The 15,035-nt window shown below is 66.4% G+C and carries 12 protein-coding genes; 8 read left to right on the top strand and 4 right to left on the bottom strand.

Annotated elements, in window-relative coordinates:
• Positions 1-17: 17 nt before the first annotated feature.
• Positions 18-2,156: a transglycosylase domain-containing protein gene (locus U1739_RS13525; protein ID WP_332708928.1), complete on the bottom strand. Its 2,139-nt coding sequence runs from the start codon at positions 2,154-2,156 to the stop codon at positions 18-20.
• Between the two features lie 145 nt (positions 2,157-2,301).
• Between U1739_RS13525 and U1739_RS13520 the strand changes: the two genes are divergently transcribed.
• Positions 2,302-3,306: a LacI family DNA-binding transcriptional regulator gene (locus U1739_RS13520; protein WP_443025561.1), complete on the top strand. Its 1,005-nt coding sequence runs from the start codon at positions 2,302-2,304 to the stop codon at positions 3,304-3,306.
• A gap of 6 nt (positions 3,307-3,312) precedes the next feature.
• On the opposite strand, the gene U1739_RS13515 is transcribed toward U1739_RS13520, so the two are convergent.
• Positions 3,313-4,329 carry a YeiH family protein gene (locus U1739_RS13515; protein ID WP_332709239.1) on the bottom strand — a complete coding sequence of 339 codons (1,017 nt, stop codon included), beginning with the start codon at positions 4,327-4,329 and terminating at the stop codon, positions 3,313-3,315.
• Between the two features lie 207 nt (positions 4,330-4,536).
• Here U1739_RS13515 and U1739_RS13510 point away from each other — a divergent pair, with 207 nt between their 5' ends.
• Positions 4,537-5,781, top strand: a complete 1,245-nt coding sequence (locus U1739_RS13510) for an MFS transporter (RefSeq protein WP_443025560.1) — start codon at positions 4,537-4,539, stop codon at positions 5,779-5,781.
• Positions 5,782-5,935: 154 nt separating this feature from the next.
• Here U1739_RS13510 and U1739_RS13505 read toward each other — a convergent pair whose 3' ends face one another.
• Both U1739_RS13505 and U1739_RS13500 read right to left on the bottom strand, forming a co-directional pair.
• A complete protein-coding gene (locus U1739_RS13505; RefSeq protein ID WP_332708924.1) occupies positions 5,936-8,368 on the bottom strand; it encodes a TonB-dependent receptor in 2,433 nt (810 codons plus the stop codon).
• 102 nt (positions 8,369-8,470) lie between these two features.
• Entirely contained in the window at positions 8,471-9,550 is a 1,080-nt protein-coding gene (locus U1739_RS13500; RefSeq protein WP_332708922.1) for a Gfo/Idh/MocA family protein, read from the bottom strand.
• A 26-nt stretch (positions 9,551-9,576) separates the two neighbouring features.
• Between U1739_RS13500 and U1739_RS13495 the strand changes: the two genes are divergently transcribed.
• From U1739_RS13495 to U1739_RS13470, 6 genes are all read left to right on the top strand, one after another.
• Positions 9,577-10,485, top strand: a complete 909-nt coding sequence (locus U1739_RS13495) for an aldo/keto reductase (RefSeq protein WP_332708920.1) — start codon at positions 9,577-9,579, stop codon at positions 10,483-10,485.
• Positions 10,482-11,552, top strand: coding sequence for an LLM class flavin-dependent oxidoreductase (locus U1739_RS13490; RefSeq protein WP_332708918.1), 1,071 nt, complete (start codon positions 10,482-10,484; stop codon positions 11,550-11,552). Before U1739_RS13495 ends, U1739_RS13490 begins: the two co-directional genes overlap by 4 nt.
• A gap of 99 nt (positions 11,553-11,651) precedes the next feature.
• Positions 11,652-12,251 carry an NADPH-dependent FMN reductase gene (locus U1739_RS13485; RefSeq protein ID WP_332708916.1) on the top strand — a complete coding sequence of 200 codons (600 nt, stop codon included), beginning with the start codon at positions 11,652-11,654 and terminating at the stop codon, positions 12,249-12,251.
• Complete coding sequence (locus U1739_RS13480) at positions 12,244-13,452, top strand: molybdopterin-dependent oxidoreductase (RefSeq protein WP_332708914.1); 1,209 nt, start codon at positions 12,244-12,246, stop codon at positions 13,450-13,452. Before U1739_RS13485 ends, U1739_RS13480 begins: the two co-directional genes overlap by 8 nt.
• Positions 13,449-13,856 carry a cytochrome C nitrite reductase gene (locus tag U1739_RS13475; RefSeq protein ID WP_332708912.1) on the top strand — a complete coding sequence of 136 codons (408 nt, stop codon included), beginning with the start codon at positions 13,449-13,451 and terminating at the stop codon, positions 13,854-13,856. The genes U1739_RS13480 and U1739_RS13475 overlap by 4 nt, the downstream gene beginning before the upstream one ends.
• A gap of 46 nt (positions 13,857-13,902) precedes the next feature.
• Positions 13,903-15,033 (top strand): energy transducer TonB, encoded by a 1,131-nt coding sequence (locus U1739_RS13470; RefSeq protein WP_332708910.1) that lies wholly within the window; start codon positions 13,903-13,905, stop codon positions 15,031-15,033.
• Positions 15,034-15,035 lie beyond the last annotated feature (2 nt).

Raw genomic sequence — 15,035 nt, 5'->3', positions numbered from 1 at the left:
CTCCGGCTCGCTACCCGTTAAAACTCGTCTTCCTCCGGCTCGTCATCCCGCGGCGCGCGCTCCTCGCGCCGCCGGTCGTCACGGCCCTCTTCGCGATCGCGGTCGCGACCGCGGCTGCGGTTGATCTCGATGCCATCCGGGCCGACGCGCAGGTTGAGCCCCAAGCCTTCGATCTCGCCTTCGGGCAAGCGCACGCCATCGATCCCGAGATCGTCGAGGCCGAGGCCATTGCCCTCCTCCTCCTCGATGGCGGCCGGCTCGGGTTCTGGCGCCACGGCCGGGCCGACGTTCAGCGCGCGCATCATGAAGTCGCGCCAGATCCTCGCCGGCAGGCCGCCGCCGGAGAGGCCGGCATTGCTGGTATTGTCGTCATTGCCGACCCACACGCCGACCACCAGATCGCCGGCAAAGCCAACAAACAAGGCATCGCGATTGTCCGAGGTCGTGCCGGTCTTGCCATAGGTCTTGATCGACAGCGCCGCCTGCCGCCCGGTGCCGGTTTCGGCCGAGGCGGAGAGCAGATCGAGCATATTGTCGCGCAAGCTGCCGGTCAGCGGGTGCGAGCGCTCGGTAAAGCTCTGATACCAACTGCGATCGCCCTGTTGCTCGACGCCGCGCGCGCGCACCGGATAGCCCTGCGCCCCGATCGCGGCATAAGCCGAGGTCAGCTCGAGCAACGAGCCGGTCGCGCTGCCCAAGGCGATCGTCGCTTCATTGGGGATCGGCGTGGTGATGCCGAGATCGCGCGCGGCGCGGATCACGTTCTTGACGCCGACCTGCTGCGTCAGGCGCGCGGCGGCGACGTTGCTCGATTTGGCGAAGGCGCGGCGCAATGTGATATTGCCGGCATAGCGGCCGTCGCTATTCTTGGGGCTCCAGTCGGCGATCGTCACCGGTTCGTCTTCGACCATCGAGTCGGGCGTAAGACCGCTGCGCAGTGCGGCGAGATAGACGAACAATTTGAACGTCGAACCCGATTGGCGGCGCGCCTGCACCGCGCGGTTGAACCCGCTGGTCTTGTAGTCCTTGCCGCCGACCATCGCCACGACGCGGCCGTCCGGGCGCATCGCCACCAAGGCGACCTGCGCATCGCGCAGGCCGGCGCCGCGCACGACGCGTTCGGCGGCGGTTTGCAAGCGGCGATCGAGCGTGGTCTTGACCGTGGTCTCCTGCGCGATCTCACCGGCACGGTCGCGCGCTTCGGGCAGCACCCAATCGGCGAAATAGGTGCCGTCGGGCAGCGGCTTGATGCGGTTGGTGGCGAGCCGCGCCGGGCGCACATCGGCCGCTTCGGCCTTGGTAATGAAGCCGCCATCGGCCATCGCCCCGACGACCAGTTTCTGCCGAGCACGCGCGCCGTCGAGATTGATCGTGGGGGCGAGCCGGGACGGTGCCTTGACCAGCCCGGCGAGCATCGCCGCCTGGCCGATCAACAGATCGTCGGGCGTGCGATTGAAATAGTGTTTGGCGGCCGCGGTGAGGCCGTAGACGTTATCGCCGAAATAGACGTTCGACAGATAGCGCGACAGGATCTCGTCCTTCGACAGCCACGCCTCGAGCCAGAAGGCGATCATCACTTCGCGGATTTTGCGCGCCGCCGTCTGGTCGGAATCGAGAAAGGCGTTTTTGGCCAGCTGCTGCGTGATCGTGCTGCCGCCCTGGTTGCGGCCGTCGCTGGTGATATTGTGCCAGAAGGCGCGGGCGATGCCGCGCGGGTCCACGCCCCAATGCGATTTGAAGCGCCGGTCCTCGATCGCCAGGAACGCGTTGGTGACGTTGGCGGGCAGTTTGGCGGCATCGACCGGCTTGCCGATGATCGACCCGCGCCGGGCGATCGGCGTCCCGTCCGAGGCAAGCAAGGTGATGCTCGGCGGGGTGAGCGGCTCGAGCGATTTGGACAAAGGCGCGGTAAAGGCCAGCCAGATCACCGCCAGCACGAACAGGATGACGCCGACCCCGGCAATGCGCGGCAACCAGCGCCAGCGCGAGCGGCGATAGGGCACCGGCAGGTTGCTGCTATAATTGCGATCGTCCTCCGGCTCCGGGCGATAGGGATCGTAGCCCGCCGGAGCGGGCCCGGGCTGGGCCGGGGGTTCGGCGCCGCGATCGGGCTGGCTCGAGGGCGCGGTGGCCGGGGTGAACGGGTAAGGACGCATGCTGGGTTCCGGATCAATCCGCCGCCGCTTGGTGAACGGCAGCGAAAGACTGTATTAGCTGAATAGGACAGTGGCGGCAAGCGACTGGACGGGTAGGCCGGGGTGAGGCACATCCGGCGACGAACCGAGCGACCGGAGTGAAGTTTTGCGCGTGACCATCAAGGACGTATCCCGCGAAGCGGGGGTGTCGATCAAGACGGTATCGCGTGTGCTCAACAATGAGCGCTATGTCGGTGTGGAAACGCGGCAGCGCGTGGAGGCGGCGGTGGCGCTGCTCAAGTTCCGCCCGAGCATGGCGGCGCGCGCGCTGGCGGGGAAACGCAGCTTCCAGATCGCGCTGATCTGCGACAATCCCAGCCCCTATTATGTCTATGAGATGCAGTCGGGGATCCGCGACCGCTGTGTCGAGGAAGGCGTGCGGATGATCGCCCAGCCTTATGACCGCGATTCGGCGACGCTGATCGAGGATATCGAAAATCTTGTCGATGCGACCAGCGTCGATGGGCTGATCCTGACTCCGCCGGTAACCGATTATGCCGCGGTGCTCGAACTGCTCGAGCGGCGCGGGGTGCGCTTCGTGCGCGTCTCGCCGGGCGGCGATGTCGGGCTGACCTCGTCGAGCTTCATCGACAATGAGGGCGCGGCGCGGATGATGACCGAGCATCTGATCGGGCTTGGGCATCGGCGCATCGGGTTCGTGCGCGGGCATCCGGATTATGTCACGAGCGCGCAGCGCTTCGACGGATATGCCACGGCGCTGGCCGCGGCAGGGATCACGCTCGACGAAACGCTGGTGCGTCAGGGACGGTACGATTTCGCCTCCGGATCGGCGGCAGCGGCGGCGTTGCTCGATCTGGACGCGCCGCCAAGCGCGATCTTCGCCTCGAGCGACGACATGGCGGCAGGCGTGCTGGCGGCGGCGCATCGCCGCGGGGTGCGGGTGCCCGAGCAGCTTTCGGTCGCCGGGTTCGACGATACCGCCTTGGCCAGCGTGGTGTGGCCGCCGCTGACCACCATCTGCCAGCCGACCCGGGCGATGGGCTATGCGGCGGCGGATCTGCTGCTGGCGGGGGCGGACGCGCCGGTCGAGCGGCGCGAAGTGGGCTATGAGCTGGTCACGCGGGGATCGACGGGGCCGGCGGCGTCTTAAGTAAGCTCACCCGATCAGCAGCAATGCCGCCCCCAGCGCCAGCAGGAACGCCACCACCGTCGCGACCAGGATTACGAACAGCGGTTTCGGCCCCGCCTCCAACAATTGCGACAGTGGCGAGCGGATCGCGGTCGCCGTCACCGCGGCGGCGAGCAGACCGGCGGCGATCTGCTCCGCTCCCTTGGCCACCACCGGCGGGATGATACCGAACGAATTGATCCCCGCCAGCACGAAGAAACCGACCACGAACCACGGGATACCGGGGCCCTTGGCACGGCTCTCGTCGCCACGCAGGAACAAGGCGACGATCGCCAGCACCGGCGCGAGCAGGGCGACGCGAGTCAGCTTGACGATCGCGGCAATCCCGCCGGCGGCGTCGGAATAGGAATAGCCGGCGCCCAGCGCCTGCGCGACGTCATGGATCGCCGCGCCCAACAGAAAACCGGCCTTGAGGTCGCTGAGCTGCAGCGCGTGCGCGGCGATCGGGTACAGCACCATGGCCAAGGCGCTGAGCGCGGAGATGCCGACCAGCACCATGGTCAGTTGCGCCTGGCTGGCGCGGCGCTCGCCCAGCGTGGTGGCCAGCGCCATCGCGGCGGAGGCGCCGCAGATCGCCACCGCGCCGCCGGCCAGCGTGCCGAACGCGGTATCGAAACCGAAGCGCCGGGCCGCCAGGATGCCCGCGCCGATCGTCAGCGCGACGATGACGAGCACGCAGAGCAAAGCGACGGGGCCGAGATCGACGATCTGCCCGAAGGTGATGCGCACGCCGACCAGGACGATGCCCCAGCGCAATAGCGAGCGGGAGGCGAAGGCAAGACCAGGCGTCAGGCGCGTATCGGCGCTGAGGAAATTGAGCGCCAGGCCGATGAGCAGCGCCATCAAGGTCAGCGGCGCGCCATAATGATCGGAGATGAAGGCGGCGGCCAGCGTGCCGGCGGCGACGATGGCCAGCCCGGGGAAATAGGTCTGCCACGTGCCTTGCGGGGAGGGCTCGATATCGCCGTACAGGTCGGCTGCCATCGGCAGCGGGCGTTTCGCTATGGCCAATTCTACCCCCCTGTCGTCACCCCGGACTTGTTCCGGGGTCCACCGTGCCGCACACCATGCCGTGCCGACGATGCGGGACGGTGGACCTCGGAACAAGTCCGGGGTGACGGCTAGAGATTAGCCTCTAGCGGAGTCCCGCTTGGTATGACAACGTTATCGGAAAAGCGGAATGGGAGCGGAATGATGACGGGTACGGCGCAGGAGCGCAGACGGTGGATCATCGTCGCATTGGTCTTTTTCGCGATCATGCTCAATTATGTCGATCGCCAGATCCTGGCCTTGCTGAAGCCCACGCTGGAGGCGGAATTCCGCTGGAGCGATGGCGATTACGCCAACATGATCTCGGCCTTCCAGTTCGCCGCCGCGGTGGCGTTCCTCGGCACCGGCTGGTTCATCGATCGCGTCGGGCTCAGGCTTGGTTTCGCGCTCGGCGTCGGCATTTGGAGCCTGGCCGGGATGGCGCATGCCTTGGTCAGCACGGTCGGCGGGTTCGTCGCCTCGCGCGTCGTGCTGGGCGCGGCCGAATCGATCGGCACGCCGGCGGCGGTGAAGACCGCGGCGACCTATTTCACCCAGAAGGAGCGCTCGATGGCGCTCGGCATCGGCAATACCGCGCCCAATATCGGCGCGATCGTCACGCCGCTGGTGATCCCCGCGCTGGCCGTGGCGTTCGGCTGGAAGGCGGCGTTTCTCGTCGCCGGCGGGCTCGGGCTGGTCTGGGTCGTGGTGTGGCTGATGGTGCGGGTCGAGCCGGTCGCGGCAGACGCGGTCAAACCAGCGCCGATCAAATGGCTCAGCCTGGTGCGCGATCGCAAGACGTTGGCCATCGCCATCGCCAAGGTGCTGTCCGATCAGGTGTGGTTCTTCATGCTCGCCTGGCTGCCCGATCTGTTCCACCGCATGTTCGGGCTGCCGCAAGGCACGGTCGGGCTACCCGTCGCGCTGGTCTATGTGATGGCGGCGTGCGGCGCGCTGACCGGCGGCTGGCTGCCGACCAAGATGATGGCGAGCGGCTGGAGCGTCAATCGCGCGCGCAAGACGACGATGCTGATCTATGCGCTGCTGATCCTACCGGTCACCGGCGTGCTGTTCGTCGACAGCGCCTGGGCCGCGGCCGGGCTGCTGGGGCTGGGGCTGTTTGCGCACCAGGGCTTCTCGACCAACGTGTTCGGGCTGACCACCGACGTGTTCCCGGCGCGCGCGGTCGGCTCGACCATCGGCATTGCCGCCTTCTGCGGCAATATGTGGTCGATCGTGCTGATCCAGCTCGCCGCGGTGTCGCTGGCGCATGGCTATGGTTACGGCCCGCTGCTGGCGATCTGTTCGTGTTCGTATCTGCTGGCGCTCGGCTGCGTGCAGCTGCTGATCCCGGTGATCGTGCCGGTGGCGGACGATGGCGGGGACGTGGTGGTGATGGGGCACTAATTCCTTCCCGAGCTTTGCTCGGGGAGGTGGCTCGCGCAGCGAGACGGAAGGGTACGCCAAAAACGTCGCGCTCGCGGCCAGTACCCCTCCACCACCCGGCTGAAGTGGCCGGGTGGTCCCCCTCCCCGAGCGAAGCTCGAGGAGGATTTAGGGATCAGAAGTTCACCCGCCCGGTGATGCCGTAATAGCGATCGGCTTCGCGCGGGATGAGATAGCGGTACGCGCCACCGGGGCCACCGCTGGTGATCGCGCTGGCGAAGCTCTGGTCGAACAGGTTCTTGACCTGGAAGCCGATGCGGAAGCGATCGTCGTTATCGACCACGCCGACGGCCAGATCGACCAGGCCATAGCCCTTGATCGTCGTCGCAACGCGAACGATCTCCGAAGCGTCGAGCTGCGAGATCTGCTTCGACTGGTAGGAGCCCTGTGCGCCCAAGGTGAAATCGACCACGCCGCCGGTGCGGATACGATAGTCGGCGCCGAGCGAACCCTTCCATTTTGGGGCATAGCCAAGCGTCGTACCGTTGGGGATCACGCCGGTGGCGTTGCCGTTGGCGGGCACCTTGAACTGGTCGATATGCGCATCGGTATAGGCCAAGCCGCCGCTGAACGAGAGATCGCGCACCGGCTGGAACACCAGATCGAGCTCGCCGCCACGGGTCGAAATTTCGCCGGCATTGGTGAACCGCGTGACCAGGACGCCGGCGACGAAGTCCGGATTGTTGGCCTGGAAATTATGGTATTTGGCGTAATAAGCAGCGAGGTTGAGCACCAGCTTGCCGTCGAAGAAAGTGTTCTTCAGGCCGATCTCATAGGCGTCGGCGGTTTCCGGCTCGATCGCGTTGGTGCCGGTTCCCGTGAGATTATAGAACACGTTGAACGCCGGGCCCTTATAGCCGCGCGAATAGGTCGCATAGGCAGTCGATTGGCGCGCGATGTCATATTGCACGCCGGCCTTGCCCGACCAATTGTCATTGGTCGTCTTGGCCGTGAAGGGCACACCATCCGACGACGCCACTGCTTGGGCCGCGGCGACGTTTGGCAATATGCCGGCTGCAACGAGACGAATATATTCGTTGTTCACGCCGCGATCGAAATTGCCGTTGATGCCCGGCCCGGCCAGCGTGGTGCGTCGGATATGCGACACATCGAGCTGATCGCTGGTGTAGCGGAAGCCGCCGATCACGCGGAAGCTGTCGGTGATGTTGAAAGTGCCCTGGCCGAAGAACGCCAGGTTCTTGAACACCGAGCCGAACTCTGCCGTGCCGGTCGGCCGGGTGACGACCGCGCCCGTGGTGGTGCAGGGCGTCAGCGCCGCTACTGCAGGCGTTACCGAACAGACGAGATCGTCGCGGCGGAACGTGCGGTTGGTTTCGGCACGCGAATAGAAGGCGCCGACGACATAGCTGAAGAACTGGTTCGACGGCGAGGTCAGGCGCAGTTCCTGCGTGAAGGTGTTCGACGTCTGCGGCCCGACATCATGCAGCTGGTTGAAGCCGACATAGGCCTGGGGCAGCCAATCGCCGTCGCGGATCTCCTCGTTATCATATTCGCGGTACGAGCCGATATAGGTCACGGTCTGCGTGCCGAGCTGCGCATCGGCTTGCAGCGACACGCCCCAACTGGTCTCGTTGGTCGAGGTAACGAGATCCTGATTCACCGTGCGCGATTTGTCGCGGTTGATATCCGGCAATACGGCAGCGACGGGCAAGGGTACGCCGGTAGTGGCGTTGACGGGCGTGGTGCCGATCACCTCGGCGCAGCAATCGTCCTTCGATTTGCGGTAATCGGCGATCAGCGTGAAGGTCAGATCGGGCGTCGGATCGGCGACGATCATGCCACGCACGCCATAATGCTTATAGCCGTTCACGCGCTCGTTATCGTGCGCGATGTTGCGGATATTGCCGTCATACGTGCCATAAAAGCCGGTGACGCGGCTCTTCACATTCTCGCCCAGCGGCACGTCGACCGCGCCGCGCACGCGATACTCATTGCCGTTGGTATAATAGCCGCCCTCCAGGAAGCCGCCGAAATCATTGCCCGGGCGCTTGGTGACGATGTTGATCACGCCAGCCGATGTGTTCTTGCCGAACAGCGTGCCCTGCGGCCCGCGCAGCACTTCGATCCGGTCGATATCGATCAGGTCGCTAAACGCTTCGCCGGCGCGACTATAGACGACGCCGTCGACGACGGTGGAGATGCTGGGCTCGCCGGCGATCGAAAAGGTCGAAGTGCCCACGCCGCGCAGGAACAGCGACTGGTTGATCGTCGTGCCCGATTTGCGGAAGTTGAGCGTGGGGACGAGATATTGCGCGCCTTCAAGATTGACCGCGCCCTTGGCGGCGAGCTGGTCGCCCGAAATGACCGAGATCGCCACCGGCACGTCCTGCAAGCGCTCGCTACGCTTCTGCGCGGTGACCACGATCTCGCCGGGCGTCGCCTCGTCCGTGTCGGTCGGTTCGGCGCTTTGCGCGTCCGCGCCGGTCGTTGCAGCGGATACGCCGGCAGTGCCGGCATCCTGTGCGAATGCCGGTGCCGCGATCAGCGCCAGCAATGCCGCGCCGGATAGATAGAGTGCCTTGGTCATCATCGTCTCCCCTAATTCCCATTCGTTCGATGGGATATGATTGTTGTTGCTATTCTGACAGCGTAATCAGGCTTTATCGTGGCAAAGCGGGGCTTCGCCGTTTCACAGTCCCAGTTCGTGCATCTCCACCACGCGGTGCTCGCGCGCGCTGATCTCCGCCGCCGTGCCGATCGCCACCGCCATCAGGCCGTCCTGCGCGGTGACCTCGACCGGGCCTGCGCCGCGCACTGCCGCGTTGAACTTCTGATGCTCGTAGAAGGTCGAGCCGTGATGGCTGCCGGCATTGAGCGCGGTCTCGTCGGTATGGACGACGCGGCGCTCGACCTGCTTGTCGTTGCGGAAGCCGACGCGCGGCGAATAAACCAAGGCGCCTTCCGGAATCAGCACTTCGAGCCGCGCCTTGTCGCCGACCGCGGCAATCTCTTCCTGATTCTCCGCACCATCGGCGAACATCGACAGATCGAGCATGGCGCGCACACCATTGTCGAAATCGACCGTGGTGTAGCTGTTGTCGATGATGTCCGGCGTCTCGCCATCATAGCGCTCGTCGAGATGGTTCACGTCCATCGCGCCGGAGCAATAAACGCGCACCGCTTCGGCGCCGGTGATGAGCCGCATCAGATCGAAGAAATGGCAGCATTTCTCGACCATCGTGCCGCCGGTATTGCGGCTGAAGCGGTTCCAGTCGGCGACCTTTTCGAGGAACGGGAAGCGATGCTCGCGGATCGACAGCATCTGCAGCCGCCCGATCCGGCCTTCGCGGATCTCGCGGATAAACTCGACGGCGGGCGGCATGTAGCGATATTCCATCGCCGTCCAGAATACCTTGTCCGTCTGCGCGGCGCGCTCGACCACCCAGCGCGCATCGTCCAGCGTCGTGGCCAGCGGCTTTTCGCACAGGATATGCAGCCCCGCGTCGAACAATGGCTCGAGCACCAGGCGGTGCGTATAATTGGGGCTGGCAACGATCACCGCATCGCACAGGCCGCTGGCGGCAAGCGCGGCGGCGCTGTCGAAGGTCGGTACCGGGCGGCCGAGCGCGGCCTGGCTGTGGTCGAGCGACTGTTGCGTCGGATCGGCCAGTGCGGTCACCACCGCGCCCGGCGTGACCGCCAGGTTGGTGATATGCTCGATGCCCATCATGCCGGCGCCGACCAGACCATAACGTACTTGCTCTACCACGCGTCCCGCCCCTATGTATGACAGCGATGTCTGAAACCAATCATAAGCCCGAAATGCGGCCGCTCGGCAAGAGCGGATTGCTCGTCTCACCGCTAGCCTGGGGGATGTGGCGTTTCGCCGGCGTCTCGCCGGCAGAAGGGCAAACGCTGATCGAGGCGGCGTTCGACGCCGGGATCACCCTGTTCGATACCGCTGACATCTACGGCTTTAACGGCGAGGGCGGATTCGGCGACGCCGAGTCGCTGCTCGGCGAGGTATTCGCGGCAGCGCCCGGCCTGCGCGAGCGCATGGTGTTGGCGACCAAGGGCGGGATCACCCCGCCGGTGCCGTACGATTCGAGCGCGCGCTATCTCGAAGACGCGCTTGATGCGTCGCTCAAGCGCATGCGCACCGACCGCGTCGAGCTCTACCAGATCCACCGGCCCGACATTTTGGCACACCCGCAGGAAGTCGCCGCCACGCTTGAGAAGATGGTCGCCAGCGGCAAGGTCGGCGCGGTCGGCGTGTCGAACTATACGCTGGCGCAGACCACCGCGCTGGCCAGCTTCCTCACCATCCCGCTGGCCACCGTGCAGCCCGAATTCTCCCCGCTGGAGCTGGAGCCGATCACCTCCGGCTTGCTCGATCTGGCGATGGAGCGCGATATCGCGGTGCTTGCCTGGTCGCCACTGGGCGGCGGGCGCATCGCCCAGCCGGGCACGGCGCAGGAACGCGCCGTCGCACAGGCGCTGGACGTCAAGGCCGAGGCCGCCGGCGTCAGCCGCACCACCGCCGCCTATAGCTGGATCATGGCGCACCCGGCGCGCGTCATCCCGATCGTCGGCACGCAGAACGCCGCGCGCATCGCCGAGCTCGCCGATGTGCACAAGCTGACCTGGTCGCGCACCGAATGGTATGACGTGCTGGTCGCCGCGCGCGGGGAGAAACTGCCGTGAGCGATCGGCCGCCTTGTGAAATCAGCTGGTTCTCGGCCTTGTGCGACGACGATTACGAATTTCTCGGTATGCCCGATGCCAAGCTCAAATCGAGCTGGGCGCATTGCCGCGACATCGTGCTGCAGGCCGAATCCGGCGGGTTCGACAATATCCTGCTGCCCTCGGGCTATGCCCTGGGCATCGACACCACCGCGTTCGCCGCGGCGATCGCGCCGATGCTCAGGCGCATGGCGCTGCTGATGGCGGTGCGCGTCGGCGAGAGCTGGCCGCCGCAGCTGGCGCGGCAGATCGCGACGATCGATCACTTGCTGGGCGGTCGCTTGACGGTCAACATCATCTCCTCTGATCTGCCCGGCGAGACGCTGGCCTCGGCGCCGCGCTACGCGCGCACGGTCGAGGCGATGCATATCCTGAAGACGTTGCTGAGCGGCGACGCGCTCGATCATGACGGCGACTTCTGGAAGCTCAAGGTCGCGCCGTCCGGCGTGCGCACCGTCTCGGGCAAGGCGCCGTTGCTGTATTTCGGCGGGCTTTCCCCCGATGCGCGCGAAGCGGCGGCCAAGGGCTGCGACGTGTTCCTGATGTGGCCCGACAAGCAGGAAGTGATCGCCGCGATCATGCAGGACATGGACGCGCGCGCCGCCGCACACGGCCGCAAACTGCGCTATGGCTACCGCGCGCATGTCATCGTCCGCGATAGCGAGGCGGAAGCGCGCACCGCGGCCGATCGGCTGATCTCCAAGCTCGACGAGGCGCAAGGCGCGGCAATCCGCGCCAAGTCGCTCGATTCGACCTCGGTCGGTGTGGCGGCACAGGCGGCGCTGCGCGAAAATGCCTCGGACGACGGTTATGCCGAGGACCATCTGTGGACCGGTGTTGGCCGCGCGCGCTCCGGCTGTGGCGCAGCGATCGTCGGCGATCCCGATCAGGTATTGGCTAAGATCAACGCGTATCGCGACATGGGCATCGAGGCGTTCATCCTGTCGGGCTATCCGCACGCCGCCGAGGCCGATCTGTTCGCCCGCCACGTGCTGCCGCAGATCGATCACGCGCCGTTGGCGCGCTGATCCGTCCGTGGTTCGGGCGGCACGCCAAACACGCTGTTCTTCCCCGTGGCCGCCACTAGAACTACCGTCCGACACGCCCAGGACGAACGGAAAGACATAGTGACAGACGCGAACGCCTCTTCTGAACAGCCTCTTGTCGTCGGCATCGGCGGCACGATGGGCGGCATGTCCTCGACCGAGCGGGCGCTGAAGATCGCGCTTGATGCGGCCGGCCGCCAGGGGTTTCGCACGCGTATGTTCGGCGGGGCGGAGATGGGGCGGCTGCCGCTATACGATCCCAAGGCGACCAAGCGCACGCCTGAGGAGCAGGATTTCGTCGAGACGATCCGCGGTGCGTCCGCCCTGATCATCGCCTCGCCCGGCTATCACGGCAGCATTTCCGGCGTGGTCAAGAACGCGCTCGACCTGCTCGAGGAAACCGCGCGCGATGCCAAGCGGCCGTATCTCGCCGACATGCCGGTGGGGTTGATCGCCACCGCTTATGGCTGGCAGGCGACCGGCAGCACGATCGCGGCATTGCGCTCGATCGTCCACGCGCTGCGCGGCTGGCCGACGCCGTTCGCCGCTGCGATCAACACGCAACTCACCAAGTTCGACGATGAAGGCGGCGCCAACGACCAGGGGGTGCTCGATCAATTGTACATGGTCGGCACGCAGGTCGCGCGCTTCGCCCCGCTGGCGATCCACACCAATGGCTGAGTTCAGTCGCCGCCACGCGCTCGGCCTGATCGGGGTCGGCGCCGGGGCGGCGAGCGCACCGCTGTTGGCGCAAGCGTTGGTCGATCTGCGCTTGCCGGGCGGCAATGGCGCGCGGCCGACGACCGGGGATTTTCCGGGCAAGGGCGAGATGATCCTGCAGCGCGGCCGCGCGCCGCTGCTCGAGACGCCGATCACGGCGCTGGACGGGCAGGTCTTCACGCCCAACGACCGCTTCTTCGTGCGCTGGCATTATAGCGATATCCCGACGTCGGTGGACGTGCGCACGTTCCGACTGAAGATTGGTGGCGCGGTGCGGCAGCGGCTCAGCCTATCGCTGGCCGATCTGCTGGCGATGCCGCGGGTCGAGCTGGCCGCGGTCAACCAATGTTCGGGCAATTCGCGCGGGCTATTCTCCCCGCGCGTACCGGGCGCGCAATGGGGCAATGGCGCGATCGGCAATGCCAAATGGGTGGGGGTAACCTTGCGCGACGTGCTCGACCGCGCCGGCGTGGCGCCCGGTGCGGTGGCGGTGCGGCTGGGCGGGCTCGACAAGCCGCCGCCGGGCGCGCCGGCGTTCGAGAAATCGCTGGCGCTCGATCATGCCCGCGACGGCGAGGTGATGATCGCGTTCCAGATGAACGGCGCGCAATTGCCCATGCTCAACGGCTTTCCGCTCAGGCTGATCGTGCCGGGCTGGTATTCGACCTATTGGATCAAGGCGCTCGACCGGATCGAAATACTGTCCACGCCCGATACGGGGTATTGGATGGAAAAAGCCTACCGGATTCCCGATACGCCGGGCGCCAACGTGATGCCCGGCGCGAAGGATTTCCCCACCGTGCCGATCAACAAGATGCTGCCGCGCGCCTTCTTCACCAATCTGGCCGACGGCGCCAAGGTGATGGCGCGCTCGCCTTTCTATGTCCGCGGGCTGGCGATGGGCGGGGCGCACGGCGTGACGCGAGTCGATCTGTCGATGGATGACGGCCGCAGCTGGCATGCCGCGCCGCTCGGGCGCGATGAAGGCCGCTATGGCTTCCGGCTGTGGGAAGCGACCGTGCCGGGCCAGCCGGCGGGCGACTATCGCCTGCTGGTGCGCTGCACCAACAGCGCCGGGCAGACGCAGGGGCGGCAGCCGATCTGGAACCCGGCCGGCTTTATGCGCAACGCGATCGAGAGCATCGCAGTGACCGCGGCATGAGCGGGCGCGCGATCACCGCTGTCGCGCTGGCGCTGTTCACGTTGCTGGCGATCGGCTGGACGGCGCTGACGCATCGGCTGAATTCGGCTGCACTGCCGAGCGTGGCGGCGGCCGAGCCGTCAGTGTCGAGCGGTGGCGTCACGCTGACTTCGGATGCGATCACGCTGCCCGAGGAGACTGCCGCACTGCCCGCTGGCAGCGACCTGATTACCGCCAATTGCACCGCCTGCCATTCGGCCGAGATGCTCACCACCCAGCCGGCGCTGAACGCCGAGAAGTGGCAGGCGACGATCGACAAGATGCGCGGCGTGTACAAGGCGCCGATCGCGCCGGCCGACGACAAGGCGCTGATCGCCGAACTGCTCGCGCTCCCGGCGCAGCGCCCGCAACTGCCGGAGAAATAAGCCGAACGTCTTGCGCGCGTCATGATCGTACGGCAGCTTGTCGATCATGAAACGCGCCCTCCTCAGCCTGTGCCTGCCGTTTGCCACGGCAGCGCAACTCCCCCCGCCGATCGTCAGCGTCGCGCCGCCCGCGCCGCACGCGGTGACACTGCCGACGGCACAGCGCACATTGCTCACCTGGCGCCCCGAGGGCCAATGCGGCGGCGTGCCCTTGGACGCCGCGCAATTTCGCCAACCGGCGGTCGCCATGGCGTGGGGCGCCACGACCACGCTCAAGCCGATCGACTATCTTTTCACCATCGCTGCCAGCGGCCGTACGACCGACATCCGGCGCGAGAGCAGCGACTATGTGCCGTTCGCCGACGATGTCGCCCCGGCGCTCGCCGCCACGCAGTTCGCCGCGGGCGCGGCGCGCGCCTGCCGTGTGCGCTTCGTGCCCGAGCAGACACCGCTGCTGACCGCAGCACGCGCCGATCTCATCGCTTATTCGCTTGCGCCAACGATGGGCGCGCTGCCGCGTGAAGCGCAGGACGTCATCCATGGCGCCGGCAGCTGTTTCAGGGAGCAGCGTCCGCAGCCGCTGCTCCAGGCCTTCCCTGATTTCGCCAAGGTCGACGGCTCTCCCGGTGTGCGCGACTGGTCGATGGTCGGCTATGATATCGATGCGAATGGTCGCCCGACGGGCGTGCGCATCCTGTACGGCACGGGCAATACCGCTTTGGATGCCGCGTCGCTCGACGCGATCCGCGCCTCGCGCTATGCGGGCGGGCCCCGCACCGGGTGCCAGTTTCCCTATTGGCACGCGCCCGCCAAGCTGGTCGCGCCACCGATCCCGGAGGAGGCGACGTTCCGCCCGGCCGACGCCACATGCCCGGCGCGGCGCGACTGGCTTACCGAGCCCGTCTTGCGCTTCCCCGAACCCTATCGCCGTCGCGCGATCGAGGGCTGGGCGGTGGTTGCATATGACATCGCCCCTTGGGGCGAGATCGGCAACATTCGGGTGCTCGCCAGCCAACCCAGCGACGATTTCGGCAAGCAGGCGATCCAGGTGATGCGCGCCGCCAAGGTCGCCCCAGCCGGACAAGGTGCGGTCGGCTGCGTCGATCGGGTCAAGTTCGTGATGGGTCCGGTCGGCGGGATCTATACCAATGACAGCGCCCCGCCGCCGCCCTTCTGAGC

Origin of the sequence: Parasphingomonas puruogangriensis (genome assembly GCF_036663635.1) — a bacterium.
GTDB lineage: Bacteria > Pseudomonadota > Alphaproteobacteria > Sphingomonadales > Sphingomonadaceae > Sphingomonas.
This window is presented reverse-complemented; position numbering and strand designations above follow the sequence as displayed.